16 protein-coding genes are annotated in these 15,836 nt (G+C 74.1%); 7 read left to right on the plus strand and 9 right to left on the minus strand.

Features of this window, described 5'->3' with window-relative positions; translation table 11 throughout:
• Positions 1-92 precede the first annotated feature (92 nt).
• Together AC4H2G_RS01675 and AC4H2G_RS01680 are read right to left on the minus strand one after the other, a co-directional pair.
• On the minus strand, positions 93-656 hold the full coding sequence (locus AC4H2G_RS01675) for a hypothetical protein (RefSeq protein ID WP_494364013.1): 564 nt from the start codon (positions 654-656) through the stop codon (positions 93-95).
• The gene (locus tag AC4H2G_RS01680; RefSeq protein WP_494364014.1) at positions 653-2,338 is read right to left on the minus strand and encodes a PspC domain-containing protein; all 1,686 of its coding nucleotides are present in this window, start codon (positions 2,336-2,338) and stop codon (positions 653-655) included. Before AC4H2G_RS01680 ends, AC4H2G_RS01675 begins: the two co-directional genes overlap by 4 nt.
• A gap of 136 nt (positions 2,339-2,474) precedes the next feature.
• Between AC4H2G_RS01680 and AC4H2G_RS01685 the strand changes: the two genes are divergently transcribed.
• Both AC4H2G_RS01685 and AC4H2G_RS01690 read left to right on the plus strand, forming a co-directional pair.
• On the plus strand, positions 2,475-3,863 hold the full coding sequence (locus tag AC4H2G_RS01685; protein WP_494364015.1) for a PspC domain-containing protein: 1,389 nt from the start codon (positions 2,475-2,477) through the stop codon (positions 3,861-3,863).
• 77 nt (positions 3,864-3,940) lie between these two features.
• Entirely contained in the window at positions 3,941-4,558 is a 618-nt protein-coding gene (locus tag AC4H2G_RS01690; RefSeq protein WP_435738995.1) for a LuxR C-terminal-related transcriptional regulator, read from the plus strand.
• A gap of 66 nt (positions 4,559-4,624) precedes the next feature.
• Here the strand turns inward: AC4H2G_RS01690 and cobA are convergent, their stop codons facing one another.
• From cobA to AC4H2G_RS01715, 5 genes are all read right to left on the minus strand, one after another.
• On the minus strand, positions 4,625-6,034 hold the full coding sequence (cobA, locus tag AC4H2G_RS01695) for a uroporphyrinogen-III C-methyltransferase (protein ID WP_494364016.1): 1,410 nt from the start codon (positions 6,032-6,034) through the stop codon (positions 4,625-4,627).
• A 7-nt stretch (positions 6,035-6,041) separates the two neighbouring features.
• Positions 6,042-7,460, minus strand: coding sequence for a sulfate adenylyltransferase subunit 1 (locus AC4H2G_RS01700; RefSeq protein ID WP_494364017.1), 1,419 nt, complete (start codon positions 7,458-7,460; stop codon positions 6,042-6,044).
• Positions 7,460-8,446 carry a sulfate adenylyltransferase subunit CysD gene (gene cysD, locus AC4H2G_RS01705; protein WP_494364018.1) on the minus strand — a complete coding sequence of 329 codons (987 nt, stop codon included), beginning with the start codon at positions 8,444-8,446 and terminating at the stop codon, positions 7,460-7,462. Before cysD ends, AC4H2G_RS01700 begins: the two co-directional genes overlap by 1 nt.
• An 8-nt stretch (positions 8,447-8,454) precedes the next feature.
• Positions 8,455-9,189: a phosphoadenylyl-sulfate reductase gene (locus AC4H2G_RS01710; protein WP_494364112.1), complete on the minus strand. Its 735-nt coding sequence runs from the start codon at positions 9,187-9,189 to the stop codon at positions 8,455-8,457.
• Positions 9,190-9,347: 158 nt separating this feature from the next.
• Entirely contained in the window at positions 9,348-11,102 is a 1,755-nt protein-coding gene (locus AC4H2G_RS01715; RefSeq protein ID WP_494364019.1) for a nitrite/sulfite reductase, read from the minus strand.
• A gap of 416 nt (positions 11,103-11,518) precedes the next feature.
• On the opposite strand from AC4H2G_RS01715, the gene AC4H2G_RS01720 reads away from it, so the two are divergent.
• From AC4H2G_RS01720 to AC4H2G_RS01735, 4 genes are all read left to right on the plus strand, one after another.
• Positions 11,519-11,887, plus strand: a complete 369-nt coding sequence (locus AC4H2G_RS01720) for a hypothetical protein (protein WP_494364020.1) — start codon at positions 11,519-11,521, stop codon at positions 11,885-11,887.
• 184 nt (positions 11,888-12,071) lie between these two features.
• Entirely contained in the window at positions 12,072-12,632 is a 561-nt protein-coding gene (locus tag AC4H2G_RS01725; protein WP_494364021.1) for a PadR family transcriptional regulator, read from the plus strand.
• A complete protein-coding gene (locus AC4H2G_RS01730; RefSeq protein WP_494364022.1) occupies positions 12,629-13,435 on the plus strand; it encodes an alpha/beta fold hydrolase in 807 nt (268 codons plus the stop codon). Before AC4H2G_RS01725 ends, AC4H2G_RS01730 begins: the two co-directional genes overlap by 4 nt.
• Positions 13,436-13,527: 92 nt before the next feature.
• Positions 13,528-14,010 carry a DUF456 domain-containing protein gene (locus AC4H2G_RS01735; protein ID WP_494364023.1) on the plus strand — a complete coding sequence of 161 codons (483 nt, stop codon included), beginning with the start codon at positions 13,528-13,530 and terminating at the stop codon, positions 14,008-14,010.
• Positions 14,011-14,085: 75 nt separating this feature from the next.
• Here the strand turns inward: AC4H2G_RS01735 and AC4H2G_RS01740 are convergent, their stop codons facing one another.
• Complete coding sequence (locus AC4H2G_RS01740) at positions 14,086-14,658, minus strand: TetR/AcrR family transcriptional regulator (RefSeq protein WP_494364024.1); 573 nt, start codon at positions 14,656-14,658, stop codon at positions 14,086-14,088.
• Positions 14,659-14,760: 102 nt separating this feature from the next.
• Here AC4H2G_RS01740 and AC4H2G_RS01745 point away from each other — a divergent pair, with 102 nt between their 5' ends.
• Positions 14,761-15,387: an NAD(P)-dependent oxidoreductase gene (locus tag AC4H2G_RS01745; protein ID WP_494364025.1), complete on the plus strand. Its 627-nt coding sequence runs from the start codon at positions 14,761-14,763 to the stop codon at positions 15,385-15,387.
• A 15-nt stretch (positions 15,388-15,402) separates the two neighbouring features.
• Here the strand turns inward: AC4H2G_RS01745 and AC4H2G_RS01750 are convergent, their stop codons facing one another.
• Positions 15,403-15,783 carry a VOC family protein gene (locus AC4H2G_RS01750; protein ID WP_494364026.1) on the minus strand — a complete coding sequence of 127 codons (381 nt, stop codon included), beginning with the start codon at positions 15,781-15,783 and terminating at the stop codon, positions 15,403-15,405.
• Positions 15,784-15,836 lie beyond the last annotated feature (53 nt).

Here is a 15,836-nt window from a genome sequence, read left to right on the forward strand (position 1 = left end):
GGGGGGAGCGTGCGGACCGGCCGTCGCTCGGACGAACCGAGGGGTCGTGACGAGACTCGTCACGACCCCTCGGCCTTTCTCTGCCCGGACCGTCAGCCGTGTCCGCGCCGCCGCACGCTCGTCACGACGGACCCGACCACGAGGGTCACACCCGCGACCACGAGCACCACGATCGCCGCGAGGCCGAGGTCGACGTCGGCGCCCAGCGCGGCGGCGAGGACCGCGGCGCCGAGGGCGAAGAGCACGAAGCCCCACACGATCGTCGCGACCCTCGGGCCCCGCGACGGCTCCCGCCCTGCGGCGGTGCCGGGCTGCGACGCCGACCGACCCGACGGAGCCGACGGAGCGGACGGGGTCGACGGAGCAGTGCGTCCGGGTGCGGGACTCTCGTACCGCGTCCTCGCCGTGGCCGACCACGGGTCGTCGGCGGGCGGAGTCGTGTCTACCGGGCCCGCCCCTCCCGCGGGGGTCGCCGACGGGGGTGTCGTCGGGGGTGTCGCTGCCGTGGACGGCAGCGCCAGGGTGTCGTCCGCGCGTGCGGGGGGCAGCACCTGGGTGTCGTCCGCCGACGTGGGAAGCGGCGTGGTGGCGTCGCCGTCGAACAGCTCGTCGTGGAGCGGGCGCGTCCCGCCCGATGCATCCTTCTCGTCGCTCATGAGTCCTCCTCGATCGTGACCTGGCCGGCGCCGACGACGACGTCCAGGACCAGCAGGGGGTCCTCGCCGGCGTCTACCTCGGCGTTCTCGAACGTGACCGGCTGTGTGCTCACGCCGCCGATCTCGCGGTCCTCGCCGTCGACGCGCCACCGGGCGCTGCCGGCGAGGACCTGGACGTCCGCGCGGACGGGGACGTCGTCCGGAACGATGACGGTCACGTCACCGGCGCCCAGCTGGACGGGCACCCCGACCGGGGACGCGCCCGACGCGTCGGACAGGTCGAGCTGGGACAGGTCGATCGTCGGATCGCCCCACCGGACCGCGAAGCCTGCCTCGGCGACGTCCGGGTCGACGACGGTGTGCGTCCCGTCCGACACCGTGCGCGCGTCACCGCTCAGGACGAGCTCGGGAGAGCCGTCCTGCCACATCGCCGTCGGTACGCCGACGACGAGGCCGAGGACGGCGAGCCAGCCCAGCCCTCCGCTGGTGCGGCCGCGCAGGCCGCTGACGACGATCGCGAGGCCCGCGAGCGCGACCGACCCCCCGATCCACGTGAGGAAGACCGGCCACGCCAGGTCGCCCTGACGCTCGGCGACGAGCAGGAGCGCGCCGAGCAGCAGGCTCAGCCCGACGACGATCCCGACGGTCGCGGAACCCGGACCGCGAGGGCGTCGCGGCTTCGGGGGGCGCGGCGTCGGCGGGACCGGGGGAGCGGGAGGGCGCGCGGTCGTGCCCGCCGCCCAGGCGGGCGCCGGGGACGACGGCGCCGCGGGGGCGCTCGTCGCGGGGGCGGCGCCGTACGGGCTCGCGTGCGCCGTCCAGGTCGAGTCGGACGCCGCGTCCGTCGTTCGTGCGTCCCCACCGGGCGTCGCCGGGGAGGGAGGCACCGGGGCCGGAGAGCCCCACGGCGCGTCGGTCGGGGCGTGCCCGGTCGCGGGTGCGCCGGGGACGGGCCCGGGCGTCGTCGGGCCCTCGGGGCCGGGACCGCCGGACCAGCCCGGACCGCCGTGAGCTCCGGGCCAGCCGGGACCGCCCTGCGGTCCGGGCCAGCCGGTGCGGGTACCGCCCCGCGTGCCGTCGCGTCGCAGGACGGAGACCGCCAGCACCGCCACGACGACGATCGCCGCGACCCAGAACAGGCCCGTGAGCCAGCCGAGGTGCAGGTAGTCCCACCAGGACCACCAGCCGCCGCCCCACGACAGACCGACGACGACCGACGCGATCGCGCCGAGCATCGCGACGTCGAAGTTCCCCCGGACGGCTTCCTGCAGGTGGATCCGCCCGTCGCGGCGCTCGGGCAGGAGCGCCCACGCCGCGCCGTACAGGACGAGACCCGCGCCGGAGAGGAAGAACGTGACGAAGAGGATGCCGCGGACGAGGAGCGGGTCGATGCCGAAGCGCTCCGCGACGCCCCCCGCCACGCCACCGACCCACCGGTCCTCCGAGCGGGCGATGCCGATGCGGCGCACGCCGTCGAAGAACCCGTCCCCACCCGCTCCGGGCGCTCTGCTCGGTGCAGCGGGCGCCGAGGGCGGCACCTCGGTGCCGGGTGCAGCGGCCGGTGCCGGTCCGGCGGTCGGTGCTGGTCCATCCGTCGTGGCAGGGCCGGCGTCGGGACCGGGCCCGGCCGACGAGCCGGAGCCGCCGCCGGGCGGCTCGGGGGGAAGGGGCGTTGTGCTCATGCCTCCATGCTCGTCGTCCAGGGGGCAGCGGGGTATCGGGAGGCACCCTGAGCCGACCCTGAAACCCCGCCCGACCGCACCCTGGTTCGGGCCCCGGACGACGCCCAGGGGGTCCGCGACGTGTGACGATCAGGGGGTGACACCTCGAGCCGGCACTCCCGCCGCCCCCCGCACCGGGTACGCGGTGCTGCCCCTGCGTCGCCCCGAGCGCGGCCGCTGGGTCGGCGGTGTGTGCGCCGGGATCGCCGCGCACCTCGGCGTCCGCGTCGGACCGGTGCGGCTCGTGATGGGCCTGCTCGGGCTGGCCGGAGGCGCCGGCCTCGCGCTCTACGTCTTCTGGTGGCTCACCATCCCGACCGGCGACCCCCGCACGGCGCGCGACGAGCAGCGACCGGCGTCGCTCTCGCGCCTCGCACCGCGCCTGCAGGGTCGGGTCTCGCGGATGCCGGTCCGGGACGTCGCGATCGGCGTCGTGCTGCTCGGCGGTGCCGGTCTTCTCGTCGCCGTGCGCACCGGCGTCGACATCGAGGTGTCGTGGGTCATCCCGGTGCTCATCGCGCTCGGGGGTGCGGCGCTCGCGTGGAGCCAGCTCGACGCCGCGGAGCGCGGTCGGCTCGTGAGCCGTGCGGGTGGACGCACGCCGGCCGGTGTCCTGCGCATCGCGGGCGGGGTCGTGCTCGTCCTGGTGGGCATCGTGCTGCTCGTCGGGCAGGACGCCCGGCCGTCGTCGATCGTGCGGGCCGCGGTCGCGTCCGTCGCCGTGCTGGGCGGCGTCGCGATCGTGCTCGCGCCGTGGTGGCTGCGGCTCGTGCGCGAGCTCGGCGACGAGCGCGCCGCCCGCGCACGGGAGGCCGAACGCGCCGACATCGCGGCGCACCTGCACGACTCCGTGCTCCAGACGCTCGCGCTCATCCGTGCGCGGGCGTCCGACGCCGACACCGTCGCTCGTCTCGCGCGCGCCCAGGAGCGCGAGCTGCGCGAGTGGCTCTACGACGACCGGCCGTCGCCGGGGACGTCGCTCGCGGCCGAGCTGCGCGCTCTCGTCGCCGAGGTGGAGGACGAGCGCGTGGGGCGCCGGGCCGAGGCCATCGGATCGCCCGGTCCGGTGGGCGGCACGGGACAGGCCGACGGCGGTGCCGCCGGTCCCGTCGTCGTGGACCTCGTCGTCGTCGGGGACTGCGTCCCCACGCAGGAGACCGCGGCGCTGCTCCAGGCGACGCGCGAGGCGCTCGTCAACGCCGTCGCGCACGGGGCACCGCCGTACTCGGTCTATCTCGAGGTGAGCGCGTCGGCGGTGGAGGTGTTCGTCCGGGACCGCGGGAACGGCTTCCGCATGCAGGACGTCGCGCCCGACCGGTTCGGGGTGCGCGAGTCGATCCTCGGCCGGGTGCAGCGCCGCGGCGGCACGGCCGAGATCATCAGTCGTCCTGACTGGGGGACGGAAGTACGGTTGCGGGTGCCGCGCGGCGCCGTCCCGGAACCGGCTGCGGGACCCGCCCAGGAGAGCCTCGAGGAGACGACGTGACGACGATCCCCAGCCCGGCCGGCGCCGGGCGGCCCGTGACAGGCCCCGTCCCGGTCGTCCTCGTCGACGACCACCACATGTTCCGCGCCGGCGTGCGCGCGAGCCTCGACCCGGCGCTCGTCGCGGTCGTCGGGGAGGCGGACTCGGTGGACTCCGCCGTCGAGCGGGTCCACGCGCTGCGCCCGCCCGTCGTGCTGCTCGACGTGCACCTGCCCGGCGGGAACGGGGGCGGCGGCGCCGAGGTGATCCAGCGCTGCGCGGACGTGCTCGCGGACGTGCGGTTCCTCGCGCTGTCGGTGTCCGACGCCGCGGAGGACGTCGTCGCCGTGATCCGCGCCGGCGCGCGGGGGTACGTGACGAAGGCGATCTCCGGACCGGACCTCTCGGCGGCCGTCGCCCAGGTCGCGGGCGGCGACGCGGTGTTCTCGCCGCGCCTCGCGGGGTTCGTGCTCGACGCGTTCGGGACGGGCGCGGGCGACGTCGCGGTGCGCGACGACGAGCTCGACCGGCTCTCGGCGCGCGAGCAGGAGGTCATGCGGCTCATCGCGCGCGGCTACACCTACCGCGAGGTCGCGTCGGAGCTCTTCATCTCGATCAAGACCGTCGAGACCCACGTGTCCGCGGTGCTGCGCAAGCTGCAGCTCTCGTCGCGGCACGAGCTGACGCGCTGGGCCGCGCAGCGCCGCCTCCTCTGACGGCGCCGCCGTTGAGTGCTGGCTATTTGTCGACCGAGCGCTGTTCCGACGACAAATAGCCAGCACTCAGCGGGAGGCGGGGGTGTTGGTCCAGGCGGGGGAGAGGCGCACGACGTCGCCCACGACCGTGACGGCGGGCGGGCGGACGCCGGCGTCGCGCGCGCGGTCGGCGATGGTCGCGAGCGTGCCGACGGTCGTGCGCTGGCGCGGGCCGTACCCGTCCTCGACCACGGCGACCGGCGTCTCGGGTGAGCGGCCCTGCGCCACGAGTGCCGCGGCCGTCTCCGCCAGGCGGGACACACCCATGAGCAGCACGACGGTGTGGTCCGTCGCGGCGGGAACCTTGCCGACGTCCTCGTGGCCGGTGAGGACCGTGAACCCGCGCGACACGCCGCGGTGCGTCACCGGGATCCCTGCAGCTGCGGGGACGGACACCGCGCTCGTCACGCCCGGCACGACCTCGACCGGGATGCCGTGCTCGCGGCACGCGTCGAGCTCCTCGCCGCCGCGGCCGAACACGTAGGGGTCGCCGCCCTTGAGCCGCACGACGCGACGCCCGACGAGCGCGTGGTGCACGAGGATCGCGTTGATCTCCGACTGCGGCACCGGGTGGTGGCCCGGCGTCTTGCCGACGTCCACGACGACGACGTCCTCGCCGAGCTCGTCCAGCAGGCCGCGCGGCCCGAGCCGGTCCACCACGACGACGTCCGCCTCCGCGAGCAGGCGCCGGCCGCGCACCGAGATCAGCCCGGGGTCGCCCGGGCCGCCACCCACCAGCGCGACGGTCCCGACCGGGCGCACGAGCGGCGTCGTGACGGAACCGGCGCTCGCGAGGAGCGCGGCCGTCGCGTCGGCACTCGCGACGTCCGCCGGCGCGGGGGCGCGCACGCCCCGCAGCGGCAGCTCGCCGGACTCGAGCAGTGCCGCGACGGCGTCGCGCACGTTCTGCGCGCGCCGCGGATCCCGTCCGGCGTTGACCGCGACGCTCACCTCGGCGTACGGCGCCGGGACACCGTCCGCGCCCGTGCCGGCCCCCGTGCTGCCGAGCGTGCCGGGGACGCGCGTGCGCGCGACGGCCGGGACCCACGCCGTGCCGGCCTCCGCGTCGCCCGCGGTGACGCAGAAGACCCGGTCGGCCTCGGCGTCGGCCGCCACGAGCACGTCGACCTCACGATCGCCCGTCGCGGTGTGGACGAGCCACGCGCCGTCGAGGTCGCCGGTGAGGTAGTCGCGGCGCACCCACCGGACGTGCTGCTCCTCGACGAGAGCGCCCAGGTCCTCGCACACGAACGGCGCCACGACCTGGACCCTCGCCCCGGCCTCGACCAGGCCCCGCGCCCGGCGGGCCGCGACCGGGCCGCCCCCGACGACCACGGTGAGCCGGCCCGCGACGCGCAGGCCGAGCGGATACGTCTCGTGGTGCGACGCGGAAGCAACGTCACGGCCGTCGGCGCCGGTGGCGCGGGTCCCGGTCATCGTGTCCTCAGATCGTGTACGCGGCGGGCCGCTCGGCCGGTCGGCGCACGGCGGCGAGCGCGTCGCCGACCATGCCGGCGGCCAAGGTGCCGCCGTCCTGGGCGTCGACGAGCAGGAACGCGCCCGTGCGGCGCGCGACGACGTACTCCTCGGCCGCGATCGGGGACGCGAGGCGCAGCGTCACACGCCCGATGTCGTTGAGCTCGAGCCGCTCGGCGGGCTGAAGCTCGGCGGAGTCGAGGTCGAGGCGCCCGACGACGTCGCGCACCACGGCCTGCACCGTGCGGGTCGTGTGCTTGAGCAGCACGCGCGACCCCGGCAGGAGCGGTCGGTCGGCGAGCCACGCCACCGTGCCCTCGACGTCCTGCGTGACCTCGGGTGCCTCGGCCGCGGCGGCGATCAGGTCGCCCCGGGCCACGTCGACGTCGTCGGTCAGGCGGATCGTCACGGACTGCGGCGCGAACGCCTCCGTCAGCTCCTCGCCGCTCGCGAGCGAGTCGGCCGTGTCGATGCCCGCGACGGTCGTGCGGCGCCCCGACGGCAGCACGACCACCTCGTCCCCGACGCGCACGACACCGGACGCGACCTGCCCCGCGTAGCCGCGGTAGTCGCGGTACCGGTCGGCGTCCTCGGCCCCGGCGAGGCCCGTCTGCGGGCGGATGACCACCTGCACGGGGAACCGGAAGGACTCCGTGTCCGGGTCGTCGCCCGTGGGGAGCGACTCGAGCAGCTCGAGCAGGCTCGGGCCGTCGTACCAGGGGGTGTTCGGGCTGCCGTGCTCCACGACGTTGTCGCCGACGAGCGCGGACACCGGGAGGGTGTGCACGTCCGCCACACCGAGCGAGGCGGCGGCGGCGCGGATGTCGGCCGCCAGCTCGTCGTAGCGCTCGCGCGAGTAGTCGACCAGGTCGATCTTGTTCACCGCGACGACGACGTGCGGCACGCGGAGCAGGCTCGTCACCGCGAGGTGGCGGCGCGTCTGCTCGAGCAGGCCCTTGCGCGCGTCGATGAGCAGCACGACGACGTCGGCCGTCGACGCGCCCGTCACGGTGTTGCGCGTGTACTGCACGTGCCCGGGGCAGTCGGCGAGGATGAACGAGCGGCGCGCCGTCGCGAAGTACCGGTACGCGACGTCGATCGTGATGCCCTGCTCGCGCTCGGCGCGCAGGCCGTCGGTGAGCAGCGCGAGGTCGGCCGTCTCGAGGCCCCGGTCGCGGGAGACCCGCTCGACGGCGTCGAGCTGGTCCGCGAGGACGGACTTGGAGTCGTAGAGCAGGCGCCCGACGAGCGTGGACTTGCCGTCGTCGACCGAGCCTGCGGTCGCGAGGCGCAGCAGCGTGCCGCGGCGGTCGTCGTCGAGCGCGAGCGCGCCGTCAGCAGACGAGGCGTCGTCCGTGGACGTCGGGTGCGTGGTGTGGGCGCCCATCAGAAGTACCCCTCCTTCTTGCGGTCTTCCATGGCGGCCTCGGAGAGGCGGTCGTCGGCGCGGGTCGCGCCGCGCTCGGTGATGCGCGTGGCCGCGACCTCGGCGATGACGTCGTCGACGCCCGTCGCGTCGGAGCGCACGGCGCCCGTGCACGACATGTCGCCGACCGTCCGGTACCGCACGGTCTCGGTGCGCAGGGACGCGGCCTCGGCGTCGGTGCGCGGGAGCGAGTACGGCCCGACGGCGAGCAGCATGCCGTCGCGGTCGAACACCTCGCGCTCGTGCGCGTAGTAGAGCTCGGGCAGCTGGATGTTCTCTCGCGCGATGTAGCGCCACACGTCGAGCTCGGTCCAGTTCGACAGCGGGAACACGCGCACGTGCTCGCCCGGCCGGTGGCGGCCGTTGTACAGGTTCCACAGCTCGGGGCGCTGGTTGCGAGGGTCCCACTGGCCGAACTCGTCGCGCAGCGAGAAGACACGCTCCTTGGCGCGCGCCTTCTCCTCGTCGCGGCGCCCACCGCCGAACACGGCGTCGAACTTGTGCCCCGTGATCGCGTCGAGCAGCGGCTGTGTCTGCAGCGGGTTGCGCGTGCCGTCGGCGCGCTCGCGCAGGCGGCCGTCGTCGAGGTAGTCCTGCACGCTCGCGACCTCGAGGCGCAGGCGCAGGCGCTCCGCGGTGGCGTCGCGGTAGGCGAGGACCTCGGGGAAGTTGTGGCCCGTGTCCACGTGCAGCACGGGGAACGGCACCGGGCCGGGCGCGAACGCCTTGACGGCGAGGTGCAGCATCACCACGGAGTCCTTGCCGCCGCTGAACAGCAGCACGGGGCGCTCGAACTCGGCCACCACCTCGCGGATGATGTGGATGCCCTCGCTCTCGAGCGCGTCGAGCTGGGTGAGCCGCCGTCCCACGGGGAGAGCGGCGTCGGGCCCGACCTCCGCGTGCGCGGTCTCGGTCGTGGGGCCGGTCGTCAGGTCGATGGTCGTCATGCCCGTCCTCATACGTGGAGTCCGCACTCTGTCTTGTCGAGCCCCGCCCAGCGGCCGGCCCTCGGGTCCTCGCCCGGCGCGACGCGCCGGGTGCACGGCAGGCAACCGATCGAGGGGTAGCCGTCGTTCAGCAGGGGGTTGAGGATCACCTGGTGCCGCGCGGCGTAGGCGAGCAGGTCGTCGAACGACCAGGCGGCGAGCGGGTTGATCTTCACGAGCCCGTTCTTCTCGTCGAACGTGACGAGGGGGGTGTTCGTGCGGGTCGGCGCCTCGTCGCGGCGCACGCCCGTCACCCACACCTCGTACCCCGCGAGCGTGCGGTGCAGCGGCTCGACCTTGCGCATCTGGCAGCACAGGGCCGGGTCGCGCCCGAACAGGTCCTTGCCGTGCGCGGCGTCCTGCTCGGCCACCGTGAGCTCGGGCAGCACGTCGACGATCGTCACGTCCATCTGCTGCTCGACGGCGTCGCGCGTCCCGACGGTCTCGGCGAAGTGGTAGCCCGTGTCGAGGAACAGCACGTCGACCCACGGGACCTGCCGCGCCACGACGTGCGGCAGCACGGCGTCGGCCATCGAGCACGCGACGGCGACGGACGTGCCGAACTCGCGTGCGGCCCAGGCGATGACCTGCTCGGCCGTCGCCTCGTCGTCGGCCCCGATGCCCGAGCCCGCGAGCTCTGCCGCGCCCCGCCGGGCGATCTCGCGCAGCTCGTCGAGCGAGCGCTTCTCCCGTCCGTGCTCCACGCGGTCCGCGTGGTGCGCGGCCTTCGACGCCTCACGCTGCTCCGCCTTCGCCCGGGCGGCCGCGCGCAGCGCCGCCAGCGGGTCCGTGCCCGACGGCGCGTGGCCGGCCGGTGCCTGCTCGCTCACCTGCTCGCTCTTGGGGCCGCTCACTGCTTCGTTCACTGCAACGCCTCCTCGTCGGCCCGGTGCGCCCACTCGGCGAAGGTCTCGGTCCCGTCCTTGTCGGACTCGTACCGGCGGACGACGCGCTCGACGTAGTCCGGCAGGTCGGTCGCGGTGACCTTGAGCCCGCGCACGGTGCGTCCCATGCCGGCGGTCTCGCGGTCGTCCGAGGCCAGCCCGCCGCCCAGGTGCACCTGGAAGCCGGGGACCTGCTCGCCGTCGTCGTCCATGACGAGCTGGCCCTTGAGGCCGATGTCCGCGGTCTGGATGCGCGCGCACGAGTTGGGGCACCCGTTGACGTGCAGGGACAGCGGCTTCATCTGCGACAGGTCGCCGAGGCGCTTCTCGAGCTCGTCGATCGTCGCGGTCGCGGTGTCCTTGGTGTCGACGATCGCGAGCTTGCAGTACTCGATGCCGGTGCACGCGATGGTGCTGCGGCGGAACGGGCTCGGGTTCGCGTCGAGGCCGTTGGCCTTGAGCGTGCTCACGACGTGCTCGACGTTCTCGTCCGGGACGTCGAGCACGAGCAGCTTCTGGTGCGCCGTGAGCCGCACGCGGCGGGACCCGACGGACTCGGCGAGGTCGGCGACGTTCCCGAGGATCGTGCCCGAGACGCGGCCCACGTAGGGCGCCGCACCGACGTAGTTGAGCCCGTCCTTCTGCTTGTGCACGCCCACGTGGTCACCGGGGACCGGGGGCTTCGGCGCGGGCGGGCCGTCGGGCAGCCGGTACCCGAGGTACTCGGTCTCGAGCACCTCGCGGAACCTCTCGGGGCCCCAGTCGGCGAGCAGGAACTTCAGGCGCGCCTTGTTGCGCAGCCGCCGGTAGCCGTAGTCGCGGAAGATCTGCACGACGCCGTGCCACACGTCGGGCACCTGCTCCTCCGTGCAGAACGCGCCGAGCCGCTCGCCGAGGCGCGGGTTCGCCGAGAGCCCGCCGCCGACCCACACGTCGAACCCGATGCCGAGCTCGGGGTGGCGGTGCGCGACGAACGCGACGTCGTTGATCTCGTGCACGACGTCCTGGCTGGGGTGGCCCGTGAGCGCCGTCTTGAACTTCCGGGGCAGGTTCGCGAGCTCGGGGACGCCGATGTACTTCTCGGTGATCCCGGCGATCGCGGGGCCGACGTCGATGAGCTCGTCCGCGGCGATGCCCGCGACCGGGCTGCCGAGCACCACGCGCGGCACGTCGCCGCACGCCTCCGTGGTCTGCAGGCCGACCGACTCGAGGCGGCGCCAGATCTCCGGGACGTTCTCGACCTCGACCCAGTGGAGCTGGATGTTCTGCCGGTCCGTGATGTCGGCGGAGTCGCGGCCGAAGTCCTTCGAGATGTCCGCGATCACGCGGAGCTGCTCGGTGGTGAGGGCTCCGCCGTCGATGCGCACGCGGAGCATGAAGTACTTGTCCTCGAGCTCGTGCGGTTCGAGCGTCGCCGTCTTGCCGCCGTCGATCCCGGGCTTGCGCTGGGTGTACAGCCCCCACCAGCGGAAGCGTCCGTGCAGGTCGTCGCCGGTGATCGAGTCGAAGCCGTCGCGCGCGTAGATCGTCTCGATGCGCTCGCGGACGGACAGACCGCCGTCCTCCTGCTTCCACGTCTCGTTCGCATTGAGCGGCTCGGTGCCGTCCACCTTCCACTGCCCGTTCGGGCGTGCGGCGCGCGCCGGTCTGGCCGGGCGCTCGCCTGCGGCACGGGTCGGGCGCTCGGCGGTCGCGCCGCCGGTGGTGCCAGGCGCAGTCGTGGCCTGCGTCATCGGTGTTCCTCGTGTCCTCGTTCGGGGGCGGGGACGCGCGACGGCGAGCACTCAGCGAGGGTGCGAGGGGCTGAGGACCGACGGCGCGCGCCGGTTCTCAGGAGGGAGCGAGCCGGGGCTCGCGCTGAGTCGGGCGCGGTTCAGCGACAACAGCTGAGACACGTGAGCGCGCACGCCGGCATCCCGTGACGCGAGGTCACGAGGAGGGTGCGGGCTGCCGTGGTCATGGGCAGAACAGTAACCCCGGTCACGCTCCGTGGACACCCCTCGTCCGCATGGTGGGAAACCGAGAAGACTAGACCGCTTCGATCCAGTTTTACAAGGAAGCCCGGCGGTCGTCGCACCGAGACGAGGCTGGACGCACGTCACCTTGTGCAAACTTTCACGACAGGGGTGTCAGCAAATAGGGTGTGCCCATGGAATTCCTCTACAACGTCTTCGTCGCGCTGCACTTCGTCGGCTGGGCCATCGTCTTCGGCGGCTATCTCGCCTCGCTCCGCTCGCCGGGCCTCTACAAGGGCGTCTTCCACGGCGCGCTCACCGCGCTCGTCGCGGGCGTCGTCATGGTCGGCATCGGGGAGGCGTCGGTCTGGCCGGAGGACGGCGGCCCGGACATGGCCAAGATCGGCGTCAAGCTCGTCGTCGCCCTCGTGATCGCCGTCCTCGCGTTCGTCGCGAAGCGGCAGGCGGCGAAGGCGTCCGACGGCGCCGTCGCCCCCGGCGTCAAGCACGCCATCGGTGGTCTCACGCTCGTCAACATCCTCGTCGCCGTCTTCTGGAACTGAGCTCGCGTCGGGTTGGCGCCCACGCGAGCCCGAGATCGGCAGGACGACACGAGGTCGGCACTCCGGGAGTGCCGACCTCGCGGCGTCCTGCCGATCTCATGAGGTGCTGCCGATCCCACGTCGTGCCGACGCTCGACCCGTGACGCCTGTTGACCCATGGCTAGGTGCATGGTCCACTAGTCGCATGGTCCTTCGATATCTCGTCCTCGGCCTGCTGACGATCCAGCCCATGACGGGCTACGACCTCAAGCGCGCGTTCGACTCGTCGGTCAACCACTTCTGGGCGGCCGACCGCTCGCAGCTCTACCGGACGCTCGCGGGTCTCGTGGACGCGGGCCTCGCCGAGGTCGAGGTCGTGCCCCAGGAGAGCTACCCCGACCGCAAGGTCCACGGGATCACCGAGACCGGACGCGCGGCGCTGCGCGACTGGCTCGCCTCGCCGCTGGAGCCGGAGGACTCGCGCGAGCCGTTCCTCGGCCGGCTCTTCTTCGCCGACCAGCTCGACGAGGACGGGGTCGCGGCGCTGCTCGCGTCCCGCCGCGCGCACGCCGAGGAGATCATCGCCGTCCTGACCGCCGAGGCGGCGCGGATCGAGGTGCTCACGGCGGAGGACGGGCCCGACCCGTCCGGCGTGCGCGGCACCCGGGGCCTCGCGCTGCGGCTCGCCACTCTCCGCAACGGCCTCGCCCACGCGCGCGCCGAGCTCGTATGGCTCGACGAGACCGAGAAGGAGGTGCTCTCATGAGCGCGCCGGCCTACCTCGAGCACCACCCTCCCGTGCGGCCCGGTGCGCCCGGCACGGACCGGGTCTCCGTCGTCCTGCTCCACGGCGGGAATGTCGCGTCGTGGATGTGGGAGCCGCAGGTCGAGCACCTCGAAGACCTCGACCTCTGGACGCCCGACCTTCCGGGATTCGGGTCGAGGGCGGCCGAGGACCTGGTCTCCATCGATGCGGTCGCTGACGACGTGGCCGCGACGGTCGCCCGCCTCGCCACGTCGCGCGAGGTGCACGTCGTCGGCCTGTCGTTCGGTGGCATCGTGGCCCTGCGCGTCGCGGCGAGGCATCCGGGGATCGTCACCTCGGTCGTCGCCTCCGGCGCCGTGCTCGACGGCGTCCCCGGCCTCTCGGGCGCGTTCGGCCGTGCCCAGCTGCGGGTGTGGGACCGACCCTGGTACTGGAGGGCGCAGGCCCGCGCCATGGGCATCCCGGCGGACGCGCGGGACGTGTTCGTGCGCTCGGGGCTCGCGCTCCGTCGCGACAACCAGGAACGACTGTTGCCCGAGGTCTACGGCGGGTGCTGGCCGGACGGGATCGCCGAGTCCGGTGCCCGGGTGCTCGCCGTCGCGGGTGAACGGGACGTGCGCCCTGCACGCCGCGCGCTGGCGACGATCGAGCGCCGCCTGCCGGACGCCGTCGTGCGCCTCGCCCCGGGCATGCACCACCAGTGGAGCGCCGAGGACCCGGACCTGTTCAGCGCGATGATCCGCTCCTGGGTGCTCGACGGCGTCGCGCACCCCGGGCTCGTGCCGCTCCCTCCCGGCGCCTGACCGCGGCCGCCGAGACGTGACTTTCCGCCCCTGATGCGGCCGATTCGGGGGCGGATGGTGACTTCTCGACGTCCCGTGCAAGAGTTGCGCGCGTGAGCGTGGGTGGAGAAGTGCTGGTCGGCCTGGCGATCCTCGTCGGGCTCGTGGGCATCGTCGTGCAGATCCTGCCGGGCAACGTGCTCGTGCTCGGCGCGATCCTCGTGTGGGCGATCGTCACGGGCGGCACGGCGGCGTGGGTGGTGTTCGCGGTCGCGGCGCTCGTCGTCGTGGCGGCCGAGGTGGCGCAGTACGTCCTCGCGGGCCGGCACATGCGGCGCGCGGAGGTCCCGTGGTCGACGCTCGTCTGGGGCGGGATCGCGGGCGTCGTCGGCTTCTTCGTGATCCCCGTGATCGGGCTCTTCATCGGGTTCGTGCTCGCGGTCTTCGTCGCGGAGCTGGTGCGCCGCGGCGACCGCCGCGCCGCGTGGCGTGCGACCGTCGCGGCGATGCAGGCCACCGGCATCACGATCCTCGTCCAGCTCCTCGGCGGGCTGCTCGCCGCCGCGGCATGGGGCGTGGGGCTCGCGCTCACCTGACGGGTCCGGCCGGGGGGCGGCTGCGGTCCTGCCGACGAGGTCGCTCGAGCGGCGGCCACGGTCCTGCTGACGGGGTCACTCGAGGCGCGGCTCGACCACCGCGACGATCCCGCGCGCGCGGTCCCCGGCGTCGGGCACCTCGTCCGCGCCGGCGTACGCCGCGAGGAAGGCCTCGAACAGGGCCGCCCCTGCGAGGACCCGGGCGACCGTCTGCGTGTCGAGCGCGGCGGGAAGGCGGCCGTGACCGACCTCGGCGTCCAGGTACGACTGCAGGTGGTGGGCCGGTGACCCGGGCCCAGCGCCGTGCCGCTCCATCGCCGTACGGTGCGCCGCGAGCAGCTCCGGCGTCCCGAAGATCGACGCCGCGACGGGGAACGTGCGCACGTAGAACCCGAGCAGCTGCTCGACGAGCGTCCTGAGGTTGTCCAGGACGGGGCGCGCGCCGACCAGGTCGGCGGGTGAGGCGAGCCGGGGCATGCGCTCGGAGAGGACCGCGAGGAAGAGGTCCTGCTTGTCCGCGAAGTTCTTGTAGAGCAGCGCCTCCGAGCAGCCCGCCGCGCGCGCGATCTCGCGCGTCGTCGCCGCGGCGATGCCGTGGGTCCGCAGGACGGTCGCCGCGGCGTCGAGGATCCGCTCGCGCGCGCTCATCGGTCTGCCTCGACGCCGCGCGTCGCCTCTTGACGGTTCTGTCGCACGGGTCCATCCTAGGGGTGAGTAAACACTTACTCACCGCACAGACCAGGAGGCATCATGAAGATCGCCGTCGTCGGAGCGAGCGGCCGGACCGGTCGGCAGGTCGTCAGGGAGGCGCAGGCACGGGGACACCACGTGGTGGCGGTGGTCCGCCGTCCCGACCGCCTGGGCGACCTGCGGCCCGACGCGACAGCCGTCGCGGACGCGCTGGACGTCGACCAGCTCGCCGAGGCGATGTCCGGCGCCGACCTCGTCGTGTCGTGCGTCGGCCCCGTGAAGCACGAGCCGCGGGACGTCCAGTCCCGTGCGACCGACGCGGTCGTGCGGGCGGCGTATCGTGCGGGCGTCCGCCGGCTCGTGGCCCTGAGCGCGAGCGGGTGGGTGGTCGACGGCGACGACCCCCTGAGCCGGTACGTCGCGAAGCCGATCCTCGCCCGGGCGCTGCGGGAGGAGAACGCGGCGTTCGCGGCGACCGAGCGGGTGGTGAGGGGGAGCGGCCTCGACTGGACGCTCGTCCGCCCCCCGATGCTGCAGGACGGGGAGGCTCGTGGCAGCTATCGGTCACGACGCGACGGCAACGTGCGGTGGCGCTACGCCATCCGCCGCGCCGATCTCGCGGCGGCCGTCGTCGACCTCCTCGAGGACCCGACGACGGCCGGTGCGACGGTCTCGGTCTCGGCCTGAGCGTTCGGGCGGGGATCAGCCCGGGAGCTCCATGACGTAGAGCGTGTTGCCGTCGACGTCGCGCATCGAGAACATCGGCGGCACGCCGTCCCAGCGCAGGAGCTCGCTGGTGTCGGCGCCTGCCTGGGTGAGCGCGGCGTGGTCGCCCGCGGCATCGGTCGTCGTGAGCCGGATGCCCGTGTCCACGCCGGCGGTCAGTCCGTCACCCGCGGCGACGAGCGAGACCGATGCCGCGGCGCCGGGCGGGGCGACCTCGATCCAGCGGAACCCCTCCCGCAGCTCGCCGTCCATCCGGACCTCGAAGCCGAGAGTGCCCGTGTAGAACTCCAGGGCGCGGTCCTGGTCCGCGACCGGGACGGCGACGGTGTGCACGCCCGTGAGGCTCGTCCTCGTCATGGCTGTCCTCCTTCGCGCCGCGTGGGCACGCGGCCTCGCTGGTGACGACCGTG

This window comes from Cellulosimicrobium sp. BMG9.23 (assembly GCF_059159985.1).